Raw genomic sequence first — 22,523 nt, forward strand, 5'->3', positions numbered from 1 at the left:
CATTATTAAGATAACTGCTATACTCCTCTATGGCTTCCCCAAAAGATTTTATTAGTCCGGTCAATTCTGGTCAAAAGTTGGTCTATCCTTTTCGCAACTATCTTAACTATCTTCACGACAAATACTCTGATTTACAGACGGGTAAGATCGCCGATTATATTCCTGAATTAGCCCTAGCAGCTCCACAATGGTTTGGTATTTCGGTAATTACCACTGACGGTCAGATTTTTGAGGTGGGAGACTGTCAGCAAACCTTTACAGTACAATCGATTTCTAAAGCTTTTGTCTTTGGATTAGCTCTAGAAGATCACGGAAGGGAATACGTTAATAGTAAAGTCGGTGTTGAACCCACGGGGGAAGCTTTTAACTCGATTATTCTCGATGAAAAAACCAATCGTCCCTATAATCCTATGGTTAATGCTGGTGCGATCGCTACCACGGATTTAATCACCGGACAGAATGCCACAGAAAGGCTAAAACGTATTTTAGAAATGTTTAAACGCTATACGGGTAGGGATCACGAGATTAATGTCCCCGTTTTTCTCTCGGAAAAATCCACCGGCAATCGTAATCGGGCCATGGCCTATCTGATGCTAAATTTTGGCATGGTCAGCGATAAAATTGAAGAAACCCTCGACCTTTACTGTCAACAATGCGCCATCCTCGTCCATGCTCACGATTTAGCCCTGATGGCCGCTACCTTGGCTAATGGAGGTGTCAACCCCATCACAGGAATACGGGCGATCGATGAACACTACGTTCAAGATGTGATCAGTGTTATGCTTACCTGTGGAATGTATGACGCTTCGGGAGAATGGGCCTATCGGGTAGGATTACCGGCAAAAAGCGGTGTCGGGGGCGGAATTACGGCAGTAGTTCCCCATCAGTTAGGAATTGGAACTTTTTCGCCCCTTTTAGATGAAAAAGGCAACAGCATCAGAGGAGTGAAAATTTGTCAAAATATTTCAGAGGATTTTGGTTTACATTTATTCAATGTGGCCAAACCAGAACGAGATTTAAAAACATGGCTTGAAGGCAATAGTTGATAGGCTGTAAGCTGTTCGTAATTTAAATTGCTTGTTGAGATGAGGCACTCTTGCAAGAGGCAAGACCCCCCCAACCCCTAGTAGGGCAAGGGGGAATTATGAATTATGAATTATGAATTATGAATTGGGGTGTGGGGAAGTGGAGAGTTTTCTGTTGTGAACAGTGAACAGTAAACAGTAATCAGTGAACTGAAAACTCAAATCTGATCACTGATTGAAGATGGCTACCTAGCTTTTTGTCATAAATATTGATATGATTTAACAATCAGCAGCAATTTATGGTAAATATATTTATTTAGGAGAGCGAGAAAATGGCTGGATTCTTTGGCCTGTTTGGCAATAAGACGAAATACGTCGATGAACCGATGGATCTGAGCGCACCGGAACCGCAAGAGGCTTTTTACTTGGAACCCGATGACGCTAAAACTCTCGGTGATATCGACTTTATGCGGACACCGATCACGATCCGACGTACTTTCCCGAAAACTGCCTCGAATAAAAAGGGTGGCGAATCGATTAAACAGATTTCTTCCATGGAAGTCAGCAAAGTCACCGATAACGGTATTGTGGCAAAATCGGCGACTTCCGAGGCTAATAGTAAAGCTAATGGTACTAATGATAACGTTCGTCGCGCTAACGATGACAGTATCAATCCTTTCCTGAAAATGGCCCGCGAAATCAAGAAATAGTATAGTAAGGTGAGCATTGGCCACCCTTGAGAGCAAACTTTGGTGGGGAAAGCCCACCTTTTTTTATGACCATTATTAACGGAAAAACCAAGTTATTAGGCGTAATCGGCGATCCTATCGGCCATACTCTTTCTCCCCCCATGCACAATGCCGCTATCGATGCCTTGGGGCTAAATTATGTCTATCTTCCCCTACCTATCGCCCCGGAAAATTTAGAAACTGCGATCGCTGGCTTGTCCGCCATTGATCTAGAGGGTTTTAGCGTCACAATTCCCCATAAATTAGCAATTATTCCCTTATTATCGCAAATTACGGAGAAAGCAAGGCTAGTGGGCGCAGTTAACACCGTCTGGCGCACGGAAACCGGCTGGCAGGGAACGAATACCGATGTGGATGGCTTTCTCGCACCCTTGAAATCCCTTGACAAAGATTGGAGTCAGGTGAATCCAGTTATTTTAGGCAATGGCGGCGCTGCCCGGGCGGTGGTGGTGGCTTGCGCCCAGTTGGGCTGTGGCGAAATTCATGTGGTAGGACGCAATCAAAAGAAATTAGATCCTTTTAAAGAAAGTTGGGCGAATACAAGCCTCTATGACCTCCTAGAAGTGCATAGCTGGGACGAATTAGAGGGGCTGGTATCCACCACAGAACTCCTGATTAATTCTACCCCGATCGGAATGTCCCCCCAGGGCGAACAATCCCCTGTTGAGTTAGAATTATTAGACCTTTTACCGCCATCGGCGATCGCCTACGATCTAATTTATAATCCCCGGCCGACCAAATTTCTGCGGTTGGCCCGGACTAGAGGGATAAGAATTATTGATGGGTTAGAAATGTTAGTTAATCAGGGAGCGATCGCACTAGAAATCTGGTTAGGTCAACCCGTCCCCGTCTCGGTCATGCGGGAAGCTTTGTTAAAACAATTCTAAATGCTAAAGTTCTATTTCTGGCTTGATTTATGACCCCTTCTAGCTCCTTTTGGAAAACTCTGAATAACTCGATTCTAGTGCGCTATCTATTATTATTTGGCTGTGGCTGGAGTCTAATTATCTTAATTAACTATTTCTACGGGATGATCGCTATTTTTACTGGTTCGGCAGTCCTGGCCGCTCTATTAAATTATCCCGTGGTTTGGTTATCCCGTTATCTACCGAGAGGACTAGCCATTGCTATTACCACCCTAGTAGCTTTTATCCTCCTATTTAGATTAGTCACAGGCATAGGATTAGAAGCGGTTAATCAGGGGAGAGGACTACTATTTAATCTTACCGATGCCCTTAGTCAAAAAGATTTTTTACCCTTTCAAGACTTTCTCGATCGATTAGATTTAAATAAAATGGTGGGAAGCTTACAAACCGGTTTAGCCACGGGTTTATCGCTCGTACAGGGAGTTTTTTCCAGTGTCTTTACGGGCATTTTCGGGGCGGTGATCAGTGTTTATATGCTCATCGACGGTGATAAACTCTGGCGAAGTTTTTTGCAACTTCTCCCCATAGCATACCGGGAGCGTTTTGCCAAGTCTTTTCGACAAAGTTTTCTGGGATTTATTCGCGGGCAACTGTTGTTAATGCTCTTTTTATCCGTGACGAGTTTCTTAAGTTTTTCCCTATTAGGAATCAAATATGGGCTAATTTTAGCGAGCATTCTCGGTGTTATCGATGCTATCCCGGGTGTCGGGGCAACCCTGGGCATTTTGTTGGTAACTATCTTGACTTTTACCTCCCAGGGACTAGCAATTGCCGTTAAAGCTTTTATTGTCTGTGTTGTCTTGGTGCAAATTCAAGATAATATTCTTCGCCCTAAAGTTATGGGCAATGCCCTAGAATTAAACCCAGTAATTTTATTTTTATCTCTCTTTATCGGCGAAAGAGTTGCGGGATTATTAGGAATTTTTCTCTCCATTCCTATCGCCGGAATGATTGCGATCTGGATCGGATCGAGCGAAGAAAAACCAATAACAGCTTTAGAGGAAAATCAGTTAGGAGAAAGTCAAGAGAATTAAGGGCTGATACCCAGTCTCTACTATACAATTAGAGAAATTTGTTATCCACAAAACTCGATCGCTACCTATGGAAAACCTAGATTTAAAGAAATCCTCGCCCCTCTTATTTATCTCACCGTTTTTTCTCTGGGGAACAGCGATGGTAGCGATGAAGGGTGTTATCCCCCATACTACCCCCCTATTTATGGCGGCAATTCGCCTTGTTCCCGCCGGAATGTTAGTTTTAATAGTAGCTTGGTTTTTAGGTCGTCCTCAGCCCAAAACCCTGCAAGCGTGGCTATGGATTGCCCTTTTTGCTCTGATGGATGCCACTCTTTTTCAAGGTTTTCTGGCATTGGGATTAAATCGCACCGGGGCAGGGTTAGGATCGGTAATTATTGACTCTCAACCTCTAGCGGTGGCTTTAATGTCGAGTTGGCTATTTAAAGAAGTTATCGGTGTCTGGGGGTGGTTGGGATTGGGTTTAGGAATTGGGGGAATTAGTTTAATTGGCTTGCCCGATCAATGGTTTTATGACTTTTTTGGACAAAAAGCGGTAAATATTGACTTTAGCTGGCAAGAATTACTAAATAGCGGCGAAATGCTGATGCTTTTGGCTTCCCTATCCATGGCGGTGGGAACAGTCTTAATCCGGTTTGTCTGTCGTCATGCGGATCCCGTCAGCGCCACAGGATGGCACATGATTTTAGGGGGATTGCCGCTATTTTTAGCTTCAGGTTTCAGAGAATCCCATCAATGGCAGAATATCGATTTGAATGGTTGGTTAGCTTTAAGTTATGCCACGATTTTTGGTAGTGCGATCGCCTATGGAATATTCTTTTATTTAGCCGCCAAGGGCAATTTAACCAGTTTAAGTTCTTTAACTTTTTTAACTCCGGTTTTTGCCCTCACTTTCGGGAATTTATTCCTCGGTGAGATGTTAAGTGTATTGCAATGGGTGGGGGTATCTTTAACCCTCGTTAGTATTTATTTAATCAATCAAAGGGAAAGAATCGCCCCACAAGTGCGAGCAATTTTTGCTAATCTTTCCTCTGCTTCCGTGAAGTAAACATGAGTGTTGGGTGTTGGGTGTTGGGTGTTGGGTTTTAGGGTTTTAGGGTTTTGAGGGATTAGTTAAAATTTCCCCATTTCCCCATTTCCCCATCCCCCTATTTCCCTATCCCCCTATTTCCCTATCCCCCTATTTCCCTATCCCCCCATTTCCCCATTTTCCTATCCCCAATCTCTGATTTATACCCAAAAGCAACTAACTCAAATTCCGTCCGAATTACCTCGACTCTGGCAAAATTTGCTTCTTGTAATTTCCGGTTGAGATTTTGAGAGGTAAAACCAGTTTTATGAGCCATATAGGGCATCCCGGGAACTTCTGTTCCCATGCCGTAAAACATCCACAAAGCGCGCACGGGACCTCCGGGAGAAATATATAAAGGTTCATTTTCCATATCGCCTCTAGCGACAAATTCGGCGGCAGTTTGCATATCGGGAACCACGATCATCAAAAAGCCTTCGGGTTTAAGAATGCGTTTAAATTCCTCTAGGGCGATGGGAACTTCGTAATGATAAATATGTTCTAGATTATGACTAGAAAAAACCGCATCGACGGAGTTATCGGGAACGGCACTTAAATCGGTAATAGTTCCTAAAATATCAGGGTTAACAGCAGTATTGATATCGAGGCGAATTTCTTGCCAATTGCCATCGCGGAATAGTTGGGGTAAAGCTTCGGGATTATAGGGACCACAACCCACATTTAAAACCAGTTTTTTCGGGGATTTTAGCGCTGTTATCTCTGGGGGAGCATTCCAAGCTAATAAACAAATATTTTTCAAACCAAGCAAACCGTGATTAGCGACTTGATCATCTAAAATTATCTGGGCTTGGGGATGGGTTTTAATAAAATCTTTTATCGCCTGTTGGAGAGCAGGATGCTGACATTTATTGATGATAATTAAAGCGGAATCAGACCAGAATTTTTTGGCTAAAAGTAAGGAGATCAAAAGCGATCGATAGTCTTCGGCGGCATCGTAGTAATAAACTCCCAGCTTTTCTTCACTGTTTAATTCTTCGAGATCATCGAAAAAGTTTTCCGTTTCTTGATCGCTTAAAAATATCTGTTCTGATAGTTGAAAATCCTCCAAATCCTCAGATAATATAGTTAGCTTTTCTCCCGATGGATCGTATTTAAAAAAAGCTTCTACGCCATAACCGCAGCGATCGCTATTATCGCAGAAAGCGGCGACTAAACTACCGCGACGAAAACAACCCACTTGACAGTAAACCTCGTCCGGTTGCAGACAGGCAACGGCGAGATTGAGCAGGGGAAAGAGATTGCGATCGGGATAGGAGGCGGTTTTTTCGCTTAAAAGGGTTAATTGCTCGGAAATAGGCGACATCAAAGGCGATCCCCAATCCTGATACTGTTGGGGCAGTTTTTCTAAGAATTTCTGTAAATCCATGCTCTTGCAAAAGTGACGATCCTCACCCTTAATCATAGATCGTTGTGTTAGGGATGAAGTCACTGCCTTAATTGTGGAAGAGTGCTAATCTGATCTATTAGCCCATCAGCACAAGTAGACCAACTTCTGATATGCCCTACAACTGCTTCCAGATCAAATTTTGGGGAGTACGGGGGAGTATTCCCTGTCCAGGTTCGGAAACCGTTCGTTATGGTGGTAATACTTCCTGTGTGGAGATGCAAGTCGGTAGAGAAAGATTAATTTTTGACGGTGGTACAGGGTTACGCATCCTAGGACAGTCTTTGATGGCAGAAAGTCCAGCGAAAGCCCATTTATTTTTCAGCCACTCCCATTGGGATCATATTCAAGGTTTTCCTTTTTTGGCTCTTCGGTAATTGTTATGCAATGGACGGGGGTTATAAGGGATGGAACCCTTATATAGAAAGGCATTTAGCGATTTTTGTCAATTATTTTTGATCTAGAGCGAACTAATCAATTAAGTCTCTTACCAGATAAGGATTTAGTCGATTTATGACCCCCTATCGAACCATACCAAGTAACGAAGAACCCCTTTTTTTATCCCTGCTTTTATCCGGGGCAATACTTTTAAAATCTACGCAGTTCCCTCCCCCAACGGGGCAACCATCAAGCAAAAATTACACGATCAGATGTCACATCCCAATTTTCCCGTGCCTTTGCAGATTATGCGGGCCGATTTAGAATTTTATAATCTAGAAATGGGCGAAACCCTCCACTGTGGGGATGTCACCGTCGAAACCCGTCCTTTAAATCATCCAGGAGAAGCGGTGGGTTATCGGGTAAATTGGCAGGGTTTATCGGCAGCTTATATTACCGATACCGAACATTTTCCCGATCGCTTTGATGATAACGTTCTGGCTTTAGCCCGGCAAGCGGATGTGATGATTATTGATGCTACCTACACCGATGAGGAATACAACGATCCTAAGTATTCTAAGGTGGGTTGGGGTCATTCCACTTGGCAGCAGGCAGTCAAAATCGCCCGGGCAGCGCAAGTTAAGCAGTTAGTTCTATTTCATCACGATCCCGCCCATAATGACGATTTTCTTGATCGCATTGGGGAAGAGGCAAGAAAGATTTTCCCTGAAACTATTCTCGCCCGGGAAGGACTTTCGATCGAATTGCGGCCGGGAGATGATCAGATAGATGAAGTGTAATCTAAGTCACTGTTCCCCACCATGAAGATAACTGCTGTAGATGGTCAACAGCTTATCTCCGTGAGCGCAGATAGGATAGAATGGTATAACTTCATCTGGGATTTTCTCTGGTGCTATATTATAAAAATGTCCAATCAATCCTCACCTAACTCCACAGAAATACAAGCAATTTTTGATCAGATCGCTCCCGAATATGACCGCCTTAATCAAGAATTAAGTTTAGGATTACACCGCGTCTGGAAATTAATGACAGTCAAGTGGTGTCAACCCGAAAAAGGGGATTTTGCTCTCGATATCTGTTGTGGTAGCGGCGACCTGACTAACCTATTATCAAAACAAGTGGGTAAAACCGGCAAAGTGATCGGACTAGATTTTTCCCCACAACAATTAAAAATCGCCCGTCAACGTTTTAGCGCCACTAATATTAACTGGATGGAAGGGGATGCCCTCAATTTACCCTTTGCCGATTCTAGCTTTGATTGTGCCACTATCGGCTATGGATTACGCAATGTGGTCGATATTACCCAATGTCTGGGGGAATTATACCGAGTCCTGAAACCGGGTGCTAAAGCGGCGATTCTTGACTTCCATCAACCTACCCAAACCATCGCCAAACTATTCCAAAACTGGTATCTCGATCATATCGTCGTTCCCGCCGCCGAGCGCTACGGCTTAACTGACCAGTACGCTTATATTAGTCCCAGTATCGATCGCTTTCCCCAGGGCCGAGAACAGGTAAAATTAGGCTATCGGTCGGGATTTTCCGGTGCCGTTCACTATCCACTCCTAGCAGGACTGATGGGAGTGTTAGTCTTGAAGAAATAACTTACTCACATTTCCGTTTATTTTTTGCTGCTAAATTGAATCTCCCTACTCTTTGGACATGGATCTTACCGCCGATCGCGGGGGCAATTATTGGCTATTTTACGAACGATGTAGCCATAAAAATGCTATTTCGTCCCTACAAGGCGATTTATATCGGTAAGCGTCCTCTTCCCTTCACTCCGGGGTTAATTCCTCGCAATCAAGATCGATTAGCTGTCCGGGTATCGGATACGATCATGGGTTCCCTGTTAACCCCCGAGGAACTACAAAAACTGGCTAAACGACTCCTCGACACCGAAAGGGTACAGGGGGCGATCCTCTGGCTGTTACAATTAGCTTTAAAACAAATAAAAGGCGATCGGCAAGCAAAAACAGCCGAGATTTTGGCGGCGATTCTTCACGATTTATTCGGGGAATCTTTAGCGAGATTACTAAAAGTTTTAGCCCGACGGCAGGACTTTTTAGAAAAACAGATCAATCAAATTTTTGATCGCCTAGTCTTAGAATTTTCTCTCAGTGAACAACAGGCGCGACAATTCTCCGATTGGCTATTAGAAACTGTCCTACCTGCTGATGTTATCCGTCTAGCTTTAATCGATTTTTTAACCGATCGCAATATTCAAGTTATCGATGAAGGATTTCGGGAAAAAACCAGTGGAACCTATTGGGTAGTAGCCAATTTATTCGGTTTACGCAATGCCCTCGCCCGCTTACGCACTTTTTGCCTTGATGAAAAGGATTTAGCTAATACCAGAATCAAAGAATTATTACTATCTTTAGAGATGCGTAATCGTCTGAAAAACTGGTTACAAAGTATCTCTTTACAAAATTTACCTATCTCCACCGTCAGACAATTGCGTAAAACCACCAGGGATACGGTGCGAATTTATATTCAAGAAAGTGGCGAACAATTTCTGCAAGATTTTGGACAAACGATCGACTGGGATCAAATCGCTAATTTAATTATTAATCGTCTGCAATCCTCGGTGTCAATGACTACATCATTAGGGGTAATTAGTCAAGAGTTAGCGTTAATTTTAGAGCGTTATTTAGAGGAAGATTTAGAGAAATTAGTCGCCCAAATTATCCCGATTCTCAACATCGATCAGGTGATCCGCGATCGGGTGAATGCCACTTCCCCCGCCGATCTGGAAAATGCTATTCAAGGCATTGTTAAACAGGAATTACAGGGAATTGTTAATCTCGGTGGTATTCTCGGTCTTCTAGTCGGACTAATGCAAACAATTATTTTAATCGCACAGAATCCGGGGTAATAATTAGGGTCTGCTGAAAAAGTTTGTTGGTGGGGGCAGGGTGTGGGGTGTGGGGTGTAGGGTGTGGGGTGTGAATTTTCCCCCTGAAAAAGCCTTAATCTAACAAGGTTTTTAGATTTATTCAGCAAGCCCTAATTAGGGTTTGCGGCAAAAAGTACGGGCGAAGCATTCGGGCAATAACCTATCGGTGAAACCGTAGATTTTTTATCCGAATGCTTCGCCCCTACAGGACGCGGGCCGATGAAGACGCAAGGTTTTGAAGCACGATTCTCTCAAAATCTTGCACCTGTTTCGCGAGAAAAGCCACAAAACCCTTACCTTGCCTACATTTCACCTTTATTCAGCACACCCTAATTAGGTGGGTTAAACTAAGTTAAACACCCGCAATTATCCCGTTTATTTTTAAGGTAAAATCAAAAAACTTCCCTGACAGAAAAGAGTTTGATCGTCAAGAATAAAAGATTTAATCTCCACATCTTTGCCTAAATCGACGGTAAAGGGTTGCAAATCAATAGATAAATCTGGGGCTAAACCTTGCCATTGTCGGGGACTAATCCCTAAAGTGCGGGCATCTTCTAGGGTAATATCAGCGCTAAAAATTACTTCCGCACCTGTTTCTCTGTGGCCGAGAAGACAGAAATAACCCTGATTTAAGAGAACATTTTTCCAGTTAAAACGCTGTTGTGAGATAATTTCTCTGGCGTTAACAACTCCGTTATTTTCTAGGGAAAAAATTAGTAAATCGGCCAAAGCATTAACTAAAATAGTCGAGGCGATCGAATTATTTAAATCCTGCTCGTTAATTTCTACCTCACCGCTAACCCGAATAGGTTCCAAAATTTTTAGGGGTTTCCCTCGCAAAACCTGCCCGATATTAAGACGGATATTTTCCCCTCTTAATTGCGCTTTACCCAGATGTAAACCCTGATAAATCGCTTTTCCTACGGCTAAAAATACCCCGGGGATATAACCGCGCAAAATTTGCCGATCATGACCTTGCAGCTGCATTTCTAAATCTTCTATCTGTTCTACTTGCGTTCTTAAGAACAGACGTACTGCTGTCGGCAAAACCTTACTAATAATCTCACTTTGAGTATTGACCCACATAAACGTTATCTCACTCACTCCACAATGTTTCTAATTGTAACAGAGCTAGATCGATCGAACCATGAGGGGCTGCCGTCAGGTATCAGTTATAGGTAAAAACTTCGCTACTTTCTTTTCACTGATTACTGATTACTGATTACTGATTACTGATCACTGAAAAGCCGCTAATTTTTAGGTTTTTGAGGCGTTGAGGGAATTAAAACGAGGGGAAAGATAGGCGACTAAAACCCCAAGGGCAAAACCGATTAAATTGCGGAAAAGGGGCAGTAATTCACTGGTGCGAGTAACCACCGGTCCAATGCCAAAAGCAACAAAGAGGATAAACCAGAGGGGAGAGACAATTAAAACCCATTGCCAAGCGAAAACCTGTCCTTCTTTGCGGGGAATACCGGCAAAACCGAAGACTAAACCGCCGACAATTGAGGTAATTAAAGTTAAAATCCACTGTTCCCTCGGTAAACCGGGGACTACCGCACAACCACCTTTAACTAAACAGCCTTTTACCGTGTCTAAGGATTGTACGATCGCATTATTTTCGCCATTTTCCCGGACAAAATACATATTACCGAAACGGGCCTGTAACTCGATCCAAAAAGTGCGGGGTAAAAATTCATAGACGGCATCGCCAATACTAAAAGATAGTAGATTACCCCCCCGACCATCGGCCACTAAGAGAATACTTTTATCATCCAATCCCCAGAAATTAATCACTGCCCGGCCAGGGCTGCGGTCATATTGGGTTAAAACTCGCATTTTCCAGCCCGTTTCCCCTTGAAATGTCTCGATATCTCGGATTAATGCTTCTTCCTGTTTTGCGGGTAGATAATTGGCTAAATCAACGATCGGAGTGGCTTGATTGGGCAGTAATTCGGGATTATTCACCGCTAGAGCTTGATTTGGGCAGATAATCCAACCAAGACAGCTAATGACACCAATTACAAGAGCGATCGAGATTCCTCGGCAAAAACGATTGAGCATAGCACTTCTAGACAATGAGAATTTTTTCAGCAAGGGTGTAGGCTAACTTTCAGTTTCTTTACACTTATTTACTTTATCTTAAGGGAATTCTCAACTTTAGTCACCCAGTTATCAGGAGTCGGTCATCAGGAGTCGGTCATCAGGAGTCAGGAGTTGAGAGTTGGGGTTTTAGGGAGTTGGGGTATTAGTTGAAATTCCCCTATCTCCCCACTCCCCCATTTCCCCACACCCCACTGCCCCATCTGCTTAACTGCGTTTCCAAGTATTCCAAGCGACTTTAAAACCGATCAAGAGGCGACGGCTGCCACGATCGAGCTTGCTAAGACCAGCTTTAGCACTACCGAGACTGCGATCGACTCCTTGGACAACTTGGCGGGTACTTTTGACCCCTTCATCGATATTGTCGGTTAATTCGCTGATTTCCGCCCCTGTTAGGCGAATTGCTTCTAGAGTCGGGGGAAATTCCCGATGGAGGGTATCGAATAATTTTTCGGCACTGCGGGCTGCCCGGGCTAACTCTTGCAGAGCAGGTAAAGCGGCGATGAAAACCGCCGTTAAACTAACGGCGACTAGCAGTAAAGAACATCCTAGCCAGAAAATAGGTTCGGTCATTTAGTAGTGATTCGAGTGTTGATTATCGCCCTGGGGGGATTCTTGCGAGTCAGGGGAGGGATTGTCCGTGGCTAGACTTTGACTAGCTTCGATTCCGGCTGTCACCGCCTCTTTTAATCTCATTAAAGTATCATCCCAATTACGCCTGGCTGATTCCGATAGGCGATCGGCCTGCAATTGCATCGTCGTGGTCAGATCTTCGGCTAATTCAGGCAAAGCCCGCGCGGATTTTTGCAGAATTCGACGGGTTTCTTTTCCAGATCTGGGCGCTACTAATAAACCCGCCACTGCCCCGATCGCACTGCCCACTAAAACCCCGACGACGAATAAGCCACCGTTACCGTTATTGTTATCTGCCATAGGATTGCCCTTGTACTTAATTCCCAATTTTACGAGCAATTACACTTCTCTTGTGCAGTTTCTTCGGCAAAAATTTTGACCTGTTGCTCTTGGTAAGCAAAAACAGACCTAGAAGGGATAACTTGAGAAAAAACTAGCGATCGGGTAAGACCTGATTTTATGGCTGACTTTGAGCCAATAAGGAAGTGAAAAAGAAGAACCTCTGGGAGTCTTGCCGTGTTTCGACCCCAAAGGTTCCTCTTATGCTGAACTTATACTCCTCACACGATATTTATATTACACACAATCCGCTGCTTTTGTCAAGGGGTTTATGAAATTTTTTCCATAGACTTCTGGCCAAATTAATTTTTTAGGGTCGGTAGGCGCTCTTGCCGGGGACGGCTATCATCGAAAATTTGGGTCTGAAACCCCGTCGTTCTACGACGGCTTTACTGTTAAATATTAGCACATTTACGAAATATATGCTAAAATGTGAGGTATGGAAAAAGCCTATTCGTTTCGATTTTACCCAACACCAGAACAAGAGTGGCTATTGCGGCGCACATTGGGCTGTGTAAGATTAGTTTACAACAAAGCTCTCCACGAACGAACACAAGCTTGGTACGAAAAGCAAGAAAGAGTAGGCTACGCTCAAACTTCTTCAATGCTAACCCATTGGAAAAAACAAGAAGAATTAAACTTTTTAAACGAAGTAAGCTGTGTACCTTTACAACAAGGGTTAAGACACCTACAAACAGCTTTTACTAATTTCTTTGCTGGTCGTACTAAGTATCCTAACTTTAAGAAAAAACATCAAGGAGGAAGTGCTGAATTTACTAAATCTGCTTTTAAGTTCAAAGACAAACAAATCTATTTAGCCAAATGCACAGAACCTTTACCTATTCGATGGTCAAGACAAATACCAGAAGCTTGTGAACCAAGTACAGTAACGGTCAGATTACATCCTTCTGGACGTTGGCATATCTCAATAAGATTTGATGACCCAACGATTAAGCCATTACCAGTAACAGATAAAGCCATTGGAATTGACTTAGGAATTAGTAGCCTCGTGATTACCAGCGATGGTGACAAAGTATCTAATCCTGAGCATTTTAACAAGCATTATCGGAGACTGCGAAGAGCATCTAAAAGTCTTTCTCGAAAACAGAAAGGGTCAAAAAATCGGGAAAAAGCGAGAATCAAAGTAGCAAGGATTCACGCTCAAATTACTGATAGTAGAAAAGACCATTTACATAAGCTAACCACTCAATTAGTTCGTGAAAACCAAACGGTTGTGGTTGAGAATTTAGCCGTCAAGAATATGGTCAAAAACCCCAAGTTATCTCAGGCAATATCTGATGTAAGTTGGGGAGAAATCACTCGACAATTAGCCTATAAATGCCGTTGGTATGGGAGAAATTACATCGAAATAGATAGATGGTTTCCTAGCTCTAAAAGGTGTAGTAATTGTGGGTATATTGCCCTTGAAAATGCCGTTAAATGTTCGAGAATGGGACTGTCCAGACTGTGGGACTCACCATGACCGAGATATTAACGCCAGTAAAAACATTTTGGCCGCAGGGCTTGCGGTGTCAGTCTGTAGAGCGACCATAAGACCAGAACAGAGTAAATCTGTTAAGGCAGGTGCGAAAAATCCTTCGGGAAAGAAGCAGAAACCTAAATCGTGAGGTTTGGGAATCACCGTCCGTTTACGGCGGTGAGGATGTCAAACTAAATCACTGGTTAAGACTGTCTATGAGCGCCGGAGCTGCGGAGCGGGGAGAGGTAGTTTGAGCATTTGTACTAAAATTCTCAAGAGGCAGTTTAAATACAGTAAGCTAAGACGTACTTAGGGTTTGCTGAAAAAGTTTTTCGTGGGGATAGGGTGTGGGGTGTGGGGTTTTACCGATTTTGAGGGGGTCAATTACCTAATTTTCAGGGAAAAAGTACCTGAATTTTACCCCCGATCACTCCAATGGTTGGCACTTTTTGAGGGAAAAAAAGTCTAAAAGTCTTACCCAACAAGGTTTTTAGATTTATTCAGCAAACCCTACTTAAACTGCTTATTCTTAGATTAGCCCAATCTCCCCCCCCCAACCCTATAGGGTTGATTCATTTAAATTAAGTACAGCGGATTTTGAGTCAATAAATTTGAATGAAAATTCTCAAGTTTATCTTTTTCTAATCAAAAGAGTTAGTGACAATAACTAATCTTTAATCCTCTGCCAATATTGATTATGAATAAATTGATAAAGCTTGTTTCCAAGCCACTAAAAGCCTATCTCTCTTCAAATTGTCTGAGAGTACATCCTGTTAATTTAGCTAATTTTTCTGCTTCTTACGTCGATAAAACTATCAGTTTTTCCCAACGTTCAGCTAACCACCTCTGTCCCTCTGTTATTGAGAGAAAACCCAAACCTCTGAAAAGATTCAATCCTATAGTTGTGAGAATTGACCAATTGCTGGCCGCTTGAAAATCACTTATCTCGCTTTTATCTTCCTCAAAAATTACATCTTTTACCCAATGTAACTGATTTTCTATTTTCCAATGTCCTCGAATAATTTTAGCAAATACTTGGGCGGATTCGGTTAGGCTACTGATATAGTAAGCTGTTTCTTCATAAGTTTTATCCCCGCGACTACCCCTTCTTTCTACTTTAATAATTCGGCGCAGATTTTCAAACCCTTGTCTTTCATTTTTCCTCACTTTAAAAACTTCTATTTTTCTGGATATTTTTCGTCCATGACTATTGTCTTGTTCAAGAAAACAACTTTCTGGCTTTGAGGAATTACTCAGGTTTTGTATTCGCTTATAAAGATTTTTCTGATTTCCTTTAACGGTGATAACATAGTCATTTTTACTCTTGGCTATTAAGCTGATTGTTTTTTTCTGACAGTGTAAAGCATCCCCAGTAAAAACTTTATTTTGGAGAGAGCAATCCTCAATTATAGCTTGACCTTCGTCGATTTCAGACCCTTTTTTGTTTTCGATTCTTTTTAAGTGTAATACTAAGCCACTTTCTTGACTAAACAATGAAACAAACATAATAAAATTTTGTTGTTCATCATTAGGATTCTTTAGGGTGTTTTTGAGACTTTTTCCATCCATCCCTAGCCAATTTATATCACTTCTTTGTCCATATTCTTGTAATGCCCATTCATTAAACACTTTTAACAAAATCTGCCATTACGTTCCTATCATTACCCTTCTAATTGTTGATTAGGATGGGACTCTTTCTGGAATTATGTTAAATTCTTGACTGAGCCTGTGCCGATTATTTTTAGCAAACTCTCCTAGCTCTCTATAACCTGAGTATCCTAGCATTGTTCCCAGTATTATTACTACTAATACTATCCATAAAGGGTGTCTTTTTCCTTTATCTTTCCGAAAGTCCTTGACTTGTTTCAGTTTTTCTATTAAGCTCAACATATATTTGAAAAGTTGGCGGTCACTTATCATTTTACCTGACAGTGATCGCTTTTACTTTTGATATTCTGATGGGAGAATGAAACAGCCCTACCCACTTCCCCACTTCCCCAACCCCAATCAACGCTGTTCTAACCTACGACTGGCTAGGGACATAGAATAACAGAAAATCCAGTAAATAAACGCCAAAAATAGATAAACTTCTGGATAATCGCCGATAAATTTCGGATTAGCCAAAACCGATCCTGCCATACCCAAGAGGTCCACCAGTCCCACGATCGCCAGTAGGGAAGTATCCTTAAATAAACTGATAAATTGACCAACAATAGCAGGAATGACCGCTTTTAAAGCTTGGGGTAGAACGATCAATAATAAAACGAAAATCGGTTTTAAACCCAAAGCTTTGGCCGCTTCAATTTGACCTTTGGGAATCGCTTGTAAACCACCGCGGACATTTTCGGCCAGATAGGCTGCTGCAAAAAGGGTAAATCCGGCGATCGCTCTGATTACCCGTTCCGGTCTGGTCCCGGCGGGTAAAATTAAAGGTAACATCACCTGAGCCATGAATAAAATTCCCAACAAAGGTAAACCGCGCAATAATTCGATATAACCAATAGATAGCCAACGAATTGCCGGTAATTCACTCTGTCTCCCCAGGGCTAATAATACCCCCAAGGGGAAAGATAAAATCATACTGGCGATCGCTACTAATAAAGTTAAGATTAAACCACTGAGATCATCGAGGGGAATTGCCTTTAAAAATAATCCCCCCAATAGCAACCAAGCGATTAAAGGTAAAGTCAATAACCAGAGCAATCCCCACCAGCGTTGGAGAAAAGCGGGGCAATTGGGGAAGCGACCCCGGTTTAATTGCCAAGAAAACAGTGATAAAGCCGCAAGTATCGTTAAAATCAGCCAAATTCTCCATATTGACTGTTCTGGATAACGACCGACCACAAATAAACCGATATTTTCCGTCACTACAGCCCATTTTGCCTGATTTATCGCCCAATCGAGAAAACTTAAACCACCCCAGAGGCTGAGAAATAGACCCGCAAGGGTTAAGATGACGTTGTACCAAGTGTTAAAGAGATTTTTTCTTAACCAGAGTCCCATAAAATTCCCTAACCTCTACAGTGGTGATCCTTGTACTTTTTCAGTACAATGGTGCTATTAGAAAAATTCAGACTAATTTTCGACCATGAACAGTTGCATTTTAATGGCTAAAATTGTCCGTCGTCCCGAATTACGTTATACCCAAGATAATCAAACTCCCTACGCTCAAATGTTAGTCGAGTTTTCTGCCAATCGTGCCGAGGCAACCCCGACTAATTTAAGGGCCGTAGCTTGGGGAAATTTGGCCTCAGAAGTCGCTCAGAACTATAATGAAGGCGATCAAGTAATTTTGGAAGGTCGTCTCTCGATGCAGACGATCGATCGTCCCGAAGGTTTTAAGGAAAAACGGGCCGAATTAGTCATTAGTCATCTCTATCATCTTGACGGCAGCGTGAGTAGCGGTGAAATGGCAGCCCCGACTCCAGAAAAAGTCGTGCCAATCAATACCCACAAATCGAATAAAACCCCGGTGGAAAAACCCGTCGCACCTGTCTCCACCGGGGATTTTGAATATGACGCATCCTATGAACTTTCTAATCCTTCCGCTTGGCAACCTAGCGACACACCAGTGGAGGAAAATTTAGACGATATTCCTTTCTAATCACCCCGACAGAATTAATGGCTCTTCTCGATTTTGTCTGATAGTTTTTGCTTATGGAATCGTGGAATGCTTATCCGGCAAGACTTTAAGCACTATTTTGACGGATATTCTATCAGTATAGACCTCGTTTCCACACAGAAACCAGAAGAGCCAGTTCTTGCCTTCTAACCCCCTAACTCCCCACCATTGATACTTTTCTTTTGTTGAACGTAGCTCTGAAAATCGGCGAGGGTCAGTTCATCTAACCACTGGTGTCGCTCGGCGGTGTAATCGCCATGGCCGACTTCCAATTGTTGCAGGAAGCGGAGCATTCCCACCACCCCTAAAGAGTCAACTAAAGCTTGATATCCTTGTTTTCTCAGTTCAGCTAATTTCATTGCCATCCTCCTGTAAAGTCGCGATCAACCAAATCACGGGATTCTCTACCGTTACGTTAATTGAATCTCTATATTGTTGAGCTTTTCGCAGCAGTCTGTCATCGGTGGTCAGGAAAATATCAGCGCCCCCCGCTTCCGCAAAAGCCAGATGTAAGGCATCATAAAACTTAAAACCCAGTTGGGAGGTACGGAGTAGGGGCAATTCATGAATTGCCCCTACTGGCGATGGGCGTTTCCCTCGATACCATCCAACGGGCAGCTTCTACAGTAGCTTCTTGCCAAAATTCGGCATCAGTAGCAGCTATATCTGAATAATCTATATCAGAATCTTTCATCTGATCAAGGAGCTTTAATTGTTCCTCTCTCGACATAGTCATAATAAATAATCACCTAAGTAGGTAGGCGTTAAAAATCATCAGATCCCCCCGCCTATCGGCACCCCCCTTATCAAGGGGGGCAGGGGGGATCGAACCTAAAATCCATTTTTAATTTAATTATAACCAGCTACTTAACAATGTTAGCGAAATTTTGAACCCTATGACGGAATCTGACACACCGCGCCACAATCCCTCACGGAAGGCGATCGGTCGCCTGAGAAGCAGTAACACAGGGGAAAATACCTGAAACTCTTTCCCCTGTGAATCCCTAAGCTAGGGAGAAGAATATAAAGATTTATTAAATTGTAACTTTTGATACAGTTGTGGGGGGGGAGTGTGTATCGTTTTGTTGTCCGCCTTTGGGGTTGGGTTGGAGTGTTGCTTGACCTAGCTGCGAGGAGGGCAATCGCACTGTAGGGGGTTTTAAAAATTATGAGTTCAAATGTAAATGTACTGAAGAAGGTCTCATTGGCAGCCGTTGGAATGATCGCAATTGATTTAACAGGAGCAACTCATGCGTTCGCCGTGTCAATAGGCTTCGAGGGGTTGCCCGACGGAACCGTCGTAACGAATCAATTCTCTGACGTAGTATTCTCCGCGAATGCGGGGTTCGTAAACAAAGTAACCACTCAGCCTGGCATCGGTTTCGGAGATAACTTCATTTGTACTGCACCTACGGCAGGGGGAATCAACTGTACTCAAGAGACGATCCTTACCTTTAGCAGCGGAGTTAATAATCTATCTTTCTACCAGGTAGGAGACAATGCTAGTGGTGTAGTCGCCTTGGTTGATGTGTTTCAAAACGGCTTATTTTCTGTAACCGTTAATATTTTGGGATTCAATGACTCTTCTGTACCAAATCTCGTTGACCTAACTGGCTTTAGTAATGTCTCGTCTATACGAATATATAACATTACTGATCCTGCCGGACTCGGATGGGATAACTTTCAGTTCGACGTAGCTACTAAACCTGTCTCCACCCCCGAACCCACCTCAACCATAAGTCTCCTCGCACTCGGCACACTAGGCGCAGCCTCAACCCTCAAGCGCAAACTAAAACCCTCCCAATCCACTGAAAAAGAAACTACAAAAGTCTCCTAAAATCCCCCATAAAACCCCACAAAAACCCCTGCAATTAATGAAAGGGGTTTTTGTCATAAAACCCAGTCGTTGGTCGTTAGGAGAATTAAGATTGAGTGTATGTACCCCAAAATAGTCCTACTGTTCACTAATTTTACTTTCAGCGAGAATTTCTTGGAGGACGGGGGATAAATTGCTAGTTAAACGGCCGGATCGAATAAATTCAGCGTAGGTATCAGCTTCGATATCTAGGAGGGTTTCCCGAAGTTGTTCCATTGTCAATAGCTGTAATTGGGGATAACTATCGTTGAGAGATTGTATTTCCGCTTCTACAGTCTTTAACTTTTCTTTGACGAGATGCTGCTCATAACTAAAGAATTCGGGGGCAACATCGGGAGATTTATCTAACTTAGAAAGATAGTCTAAAACTCTTTTTAAAGCTACCCGTCGGGCTAAAAGTTCCGCATAGTTTTCTCGAATTGGTTGATCACCGATCAAGTCTAATCTCGATAGGAAAGTTTGAATAGTTAATCCCTGAACCAAAAGGGTAAAGAGAACAACTCCGAAGACGATATCGATGATATCCTGACGATTGGGAAAAATAACCGGCACACTTAAAGCTAGGGCAATAGAAACGGAACCGCGCAAACCTCCCCACCATAAAACCGTTTTTTCCCGCCAATTAATTTTAGTTTCCATCAAGGCATTACTAACAGTTGCCAAAGCAAAGGTAGCCAGAAAACGGGCCGCTACCACGGCAGCGATCGTGATAAAAATTAAATTGAGATTATCGGCTAAACTGGAGAGACGGATCTGATCGCCGATGAGGAGAAAAACGATCGAATTGACAAAAAAAGCGAGAAACTCCCAGAATTGCGTGACTAATAGGCGGGTACGGGGACTCATACTAATTCTAGAGCCAAAATTACCTAAAATAATCCCCGTAGTCACCACTCCGATTACCCCCGAACCCCCGAACTCCTCGGTTAATAAATAAGCACCGTAGGCGGACACAAGAGTTAAAGACTGTTCCACTAGGGGTAAATCGAGACGTTGAGTCAGATAGGAAATACCAAAACCCACTAAACAACCCACTGCCACCCCGATACCGATAAAAGCCGCAATCCGGCTAATGGTTGTCTCTAAGGATAGACCACTAGCACCGAGGGGAATTTCCACCAAAAGAGCGAAAGCGACGACAGCGACCCCATCATTAAATAAGCTTTCCCCTTCCAAAAGCACGGTGAGGTTTTTACTGGCCCCCAATTCGCGAAAAAGAGCGACAACAGCGACGGGATCCGTAGAAGAAAGGCTCGCACCCACTAATAAGGCCGTAAATAGGGGTAAATTGGTCAATTCATCTAGGGTAAAACCAACCCCGAAAATCGAGATAATTACGCCGACAATAGCGAAAAGACTGACGGGAATCCAATTATCCTTCAGATCTCGCCAGCGCGTATTCCAAGCGGCTTCAAATAGCAAAGGGGGCAGAAAAATTTCTAGAATCAGTTCGGGGGATAGGTTCACCAGACGGATATCGATGAAGGCTAAACCTAAACCGACTATCACTAACAATAGGGTGTAAGGAATTTGGCGAAACCAGCTAAAAATCCTCGAAACCGTAGCCACACTCAGGGAAACGGACAAAACAATTAGAAATTGTTCTAAATTTTGCTTAATGACTTCATCGGTAGCGGATTCTAAACTCATTGGGTGGGAGGCAATCGGTGAGCGGACGTGCAAGAAAAGAACAATCTAAATTATTTGACATCCTCGCCGCCGTAAAACGGACGGCGATTCCCAAACCTCACGATTTAGGTTTCTGCTTCTTTCCCGAAGGATTTTTCGCACCTGCCTTCACAGATTTACTCTGTTCTGGTCTTATGGTCGCTCCACAGACTGACACCGCAAGCCCTGCGGCCAAAATATTTTTACTGGCGTTAATGTCTCGGTCATGGTGAGTCCCACAGTTCGGACAGTCCCACTCTCGAACATTTAACGGCAGCTTTTTCACAATATACCCACAATTACTGCACCGTTTAGAACTGGGAAAACATCTATCTATTTCGATGTAATTTTTCCCGTACCAACGGCATTTATAGGCTAATTGTCGGGTGATTTCTCCCCAGCTTACATCAGATATTGCCTGAGATAATTTCGGGTTTTTGACCATATTCTTAACGGCTAAATTCTCAACCACAATCGTTTGGTTTTCACGAACTAATTGAGTGGTTAGCTTGTGTAAATGGTCTTTCCTGCTATCGGTGATTTGAGCGTGAATCTTGGCTACTTTGATTCTTGCTTTTTCCCGATTCTTTGAGTCTTTCTGTTTTCTAGAAAGATTTTTTTGTGCTTTTCGCAACCTCTGATAATGTTTCTTAAAATGCTTAGGATTAGATACTTTATCGCCATCGCTGGTACTCACGAGGCTACTAATTCCTAAGTCAATTCCAATGGCTTTATCTGTTACTGGTAAAGGCTTAATCGTTGGGTCATCAAATCTTATTGAGATATGCCAACGTCCAGAAGGATGTAATCTGACCGTTACTGTACTTGGTTCACATCCGTCTGGTATTTGTCTTGACCATCGAATAGGTAAAGGTTCTGTGCATTTAGCTAAATAGATTTGTTTGTCTTTAAATTTAAAAGCAGATTTGGTAAATTCGGCACTTCCTCCTTGATGTTTTTTCTTAAAGTTAGGATACTTAGTACGACCAGCAAAGAAGTTAGTAAAAGCTGTTTGTAGGTGTCTTAAACCTTGTTGTAAAGGAACACAGCTAACCCCATTCAAAAACTCTAATTCTTCTTGTTTTTTCCACTCAGTCAACATCGAAGAAGTTTCAGTATATCCTACTCTTTCTTGTCTTTCGTACCATGCTTGTGTTCTGAGATGGAGAGCTTTATTGTAAACTAATCTTACACAGCCCAAGGTGCGCCGCAATAGCGACTCTTGTTCTGCTGTGGGGTAAAATCGAAACGAATAGGCTTTCTCCATATCTCACATTCTAGCATATATCGTGTAAA

General features: G+C 42.9%; 21 protein-coding genes and 3 pseudogenes. 12 read left to right on the forward strand and 12 right to left on the reverse strand.

Going from position 1 to position 22,523, the window contains the following annotated elements; translation table 11 throughout:
• The first annotated feature begins 29 nt into the window (after nucleotides 1-29).
• The 5 genes from glsA (at nucleotide 30) to MAE_RS16340 (ending at nucleotide 4,782) form a co-directional block, all read left to right on the forward strand.
• Nucleotides 30-1,046, forward strand: coding sequence for a glutaminase A (gene glsA, locus MAE_RS16320; RefSeq protein WP_002796994.1), 1,017 nt, complete (start codon nucleotides 30-32; stop codon nucleotides 1,044-1,046).
• Nucleotides 1,047-1,357: 311 nt separating this feature from the next.
• Nucleotides 1,358-1,735, forward strand: coding sequence for a hypothetical protein (locus MAE_RS16325; protein WP_012266572.1), 378 nt, complete (start codon nucleotides 1,358-1,360; stop codon nucleotides 1,733-1,735).
• A 65-nt stretch (nucleotides 1,736-1,800) separates the two neighbouring features.
• Nucleotides 1,801-2,661, forward strand: a complete 861-nt coding sequence (locus tag MAE_RS16330; protein WP_012266573.1) for a shikimate dehydrogenase — start codon at nucleotides 1,801-1,803, stop codon at nucleotides 2,659-2,661.
• Between the two features lie 29 nt (nucleotides 2,662-2,690).
• The gene (locus MAE_RS16335; RefSeq protein WP_041804163.1) at nucleotides 2,691-3,734 is read left to right on the forward strand and encodes an AI-2E family transporter; all 1,044 of its coding nucleotides are present in this window, start codon (nucleotides 2,691-2,693) and stop codon (nucleotides 3,732-3,734) included.
• Nucleotides 3,735-3,801: 67 nt separating this feature from the next.
• Nucleotides 3,802-4,782, forward strand: coding sequence for a DMT family transporter (locus MAE_RS16340; protein ID WP_002796998.1), 981 nt, complete (start codon nucleotides 3,802-3,804; stop codon nucleotides 4,780-4,782).
• Nucleotides 4,783-4,906: 124 nt separating this feature from the next.
• Here the strand turns inward: MAE_RS16340 and MAE_RS16345 are convergent, their stop codons facing one another.
• Entirely contained in the window at nucleotides 4,907-6,190 is a 1,284-nt protein-coding gene (locus MAE_RS16345; RefSeq protein WP_041804164.1) for a class I SAM-dependent methyltransferase, read from the reverse strand.
• Between the two features lie 131 nt (nucleotides 6,191-6,321).
• Between MAE_RS16345 and MAE_RS36505 the strand changes: the two are divergent.
• From MAE_RS36505 to MAE_RS16365, 3 genes and pseudogenes are all read left to right on the forward strand, one after another.
• Nucleotides 6,322-7,386, forward strand: a pseudogene (locus MAE_RS36505) (MBL fold metallo-hydrolase).
• 126 nt (nucleotides 7,387-7,512) lie between these two features.
• The gene (gene ubiE, locus MAE_RS16360; protein ID WP_012266578.1) at nucleotides 7,513-8,211 is read left to right on the forward strand and encodes a bifunctional demethylmenaquinone methyltransferase/2-methoxy-6-polyprenyl-1,4-benzoquinol methylase UbiE; all 699 of its coding nucleotides are present in this window, start codon (nucleotides 7,513-7,515) and stop codon (nucleotides 8,209-8,211) included.
• A gap of 35 nt (nucleotides 8,212-8,246) precedes the next feature.
• On the forward strand, nucleotides 8,247-9,485 hold the full coding sequence (locus MAE_RS16365) for a DUF445 domain-containing protein (RefSeq protein ID WP_041804165.1): 1,239 nt from the start codon (nucleotides 8,247-8,249) through the stop codon (nucleotides 9,483-9,485).
• Nucleotides 9,486-9,887: 402 nt separating this feature from the next.
• Here the strand turns inward: MAE_RS16365 and MAE_RS16370 are convergent, their stop codons facing one another.
• The 4 genes from MAE_RS16370 to MAE_RS16385 all read right to left on the reverse strand — a co-directional run bounded on the left by MAE_RS16370 (nucleotide 9,888) and on the right by MAE_RS16385 (nucleotide 12,542).
• The gene (locus MAE_RS16370) at nucleotides 9,888-10,592 is read right to left on the reverse strand and encodes an LmeA family phospholipid-binding protein (protein WP_012266580.1); all 705 of its coding nucleotides are present in this window, start codon (nucleotides 10,590-10,592) and stop codon (nucleotides 9,888-9,890) included.
• Nucleotides 10,593-10,763: 171 nt separating this feature from the next.
• Nucleotides 10,764-11,570 carry a TPM domain-containing protein gene (locus MAE_RS16375; protein WP_012266581.1) on the reverse strand — a complete coding sequence of 269 codons (807 nt, stop codon included), beginning with the start codon at nucleotides 11,568-11,570 and terminating at the stop codon, nucleotides 10,764-10,766.
• Nucleotides 11,571-11,816: 246 nt separating this feature from the next.
• Entirely contained in the window at nucleotides 11,817-12,182 is a 366-nt protein-coding gene (locus MAE_RS16380; RefSeq protein WP_002735843.1) for a hypothetical protein, read from the reverse strand.
• On the reverse strand, nucleotides 12,183-12,542 hold the full coding sequence (locus MAE_RS16385; RefSeq protein ID WP_012266582.1) for a YtxH domain-containing protein: 360 nt from the start codon (nucleotides 12,540-12,542) through the stop codon (nucleotides 12,183-12,185).
• A gap of 478 nt (nucleotides 12,543-13,020) precedes the next feature.
• On the opposite strand from MAE_RS16385, the pseudogene MAE_RS16390 reads away from it, so the two are divergent.
• Together MAE_RS16390 and MAE_RS34150 are read left to right on the forward strand one after the other, a co-directional pair.
• Nucleotides 13,021-14,209, forward strand: a pseudogene (locus MAE_RS16390) (RNA-guided endonuclease InsQ/TnpB family protein).
• A 168-nt stretch (nucleotides 14,210-14,377) separates the two neighbouring features.
• Entirely contained in the window at nucleotides 14,378-14,530 is a 153-nt protein-coding gene (locus tag MAE_RS34150; RefSeq protein WP_012266584.1) for a hypothetical protein, read from the forward strand.
• A gap of 329 nt (nucleotides 14,531-14,859) precedes the next feature.
• Here the strand turns inward: MAE_RS34150 and MAE_RS16395 are convergent.
• Nucleotides 14,860-15,951: pseudogene (locus MAE_RS16395) on the reverse strand (ISAs1 family transposase).
• 117 nt (nucleotides 15,952-16,068) lie between these two features.
• Nucleotides 16,069-17,064 (reverse strand): amino acid ABC transporter permease, encoded by a 996-nt coding sequence (locus MAE_RS16400; RefSeq protein ID WP_002758268.1) that lies wholly within the window; start codon nucleotides 17,062-17,064, stop codon nucleotides 16,069-16,071.
• 85 nt (nucleotides 17,065-17,149) lie between these two features.
• On the opposite strand from MAE_RS16400, the gene MAE_RS16405 reads away from it, so the two are divergent.
• The gene (locus MAE_RS16405; RefSeq protein ID WP_012266587.1) at nucleotides 17,150-17,665 is read left to right on the forward strand and encodes a single-stranded DNA-binding protein; all 516 of its coding nucleotides are present in this window, start codon (nucleotides 17,150-17,152) and stop codon (nucleotides 17,663-17,665) included.
• 164 nt (nucleotides 17,666-17,829) lie between these two features.
• On the opposite strand, the gene MAE_RS16410 is transcribed toward MAE_RS16405, so the two are convergent.
• The 3 genes from MAE_RS16410 to MAE_RS33845 are packed head-to-tail and all read right to left on the reverse strand — an operon-like array spanning nucleotide 17,830 to nucleotide 18,413.
• Nucleotides 17,830-18,042 carry a hypothetical protein gene (locus tag MAE_RS16410; RefSeq protein ID WP_002758270.1) on the reverse strand — a complete coding sequence of 71 codons (213 nt, stop codon included), beginning with the start codon at nucleotides 18,040-18,042 and terminating at the stop codon, nucleotides 17,830-17,832.
• On the reverse strand, nucleotides 18,029-18,244 hold the full coding sequence (locus MAE_RS16415) for a hypothetical protein (RefSeq protein ID WP_012266588.1): 216 nt from the start codon (nucleotides 18,242-18,244) through the stop codon (nucleotides 18,029-18,031). Before MAE_RS16415 ends, MAE_RS16410 begins: the two co-directional genes overlap by 14 nt.
• 1 nt (nucleotide 18,245) lies before the next feature.
• Nucleotides 18,246-18,413 (reverse strand): hypothetical protein, encoded by a 168-nt coding sequence (locus MAE_RS33845; protein ID WP_012266589.1) that lies wholly within the window; start codon nucleotides 18,411-18,413, stop codon nucleotides 18,246-18,248.
• 438 nt (nucleotides 18,414-18,851) lie between these two features.
• Here MAE_RS33845 and MAE_RS35175 point away from each other — a divergent pair, with 438 nt between their 5' ends.
• On the forward strand, nucleotides 18,852-19,520 hold the full coding sequence (locus MAE_RS35175; RefSeq protein WP_012266590.1) for a PEP-CTERM sorting domain-containing protein: 669 nt from the start codon (nucleotides 18,852-18,854) through the stop codon (nucleotides 19,518-19,520).
• Between the two features lie 117 nt (nucleotides 19,521-19,637).
• On the opposite strand, the gene MAE_RS16425 is transcribed toward MAE_RS35175, so the two are convergent.
• Nucleotides 19,638-21,209: a Na+/H+ antiporter gene (locus MAE_RS16425; protein ID WP_002758276.1), complete on the reverse strand. Its 1,572-nt coding sequence runs from the start codon at nucleotides 21,207-21,209 to the stop codon at nucleotides 19,638-19,640.
• Between the two features lie 97 nt (nucleotides 21,210-21,306).
• Entirely contained in the window at nucleotides 21,307-22,494 is a 1,188-nt protein-coding gene (locus MAE_RS16430) for an RNA-guided endonuclease InsQ/TnpB family protein (protein ID WP_012266591.1), read from the reverse strand.
• Nucleotides 22,495-22,523 lie beyond the last annotated feature (29 nt).

Origin of the sequence: Microcystis aeruginosa NIES-843 (assembly GCF_000010625.1) — a bacterium.
Taxonomy (GTDB): domain Bacteria; phylum Cyanobacteriota; class Cyanobacteriia; order Cyanobacteriales; family Microcystaceae; genus Microcystis; species Microcystis aeruginosa.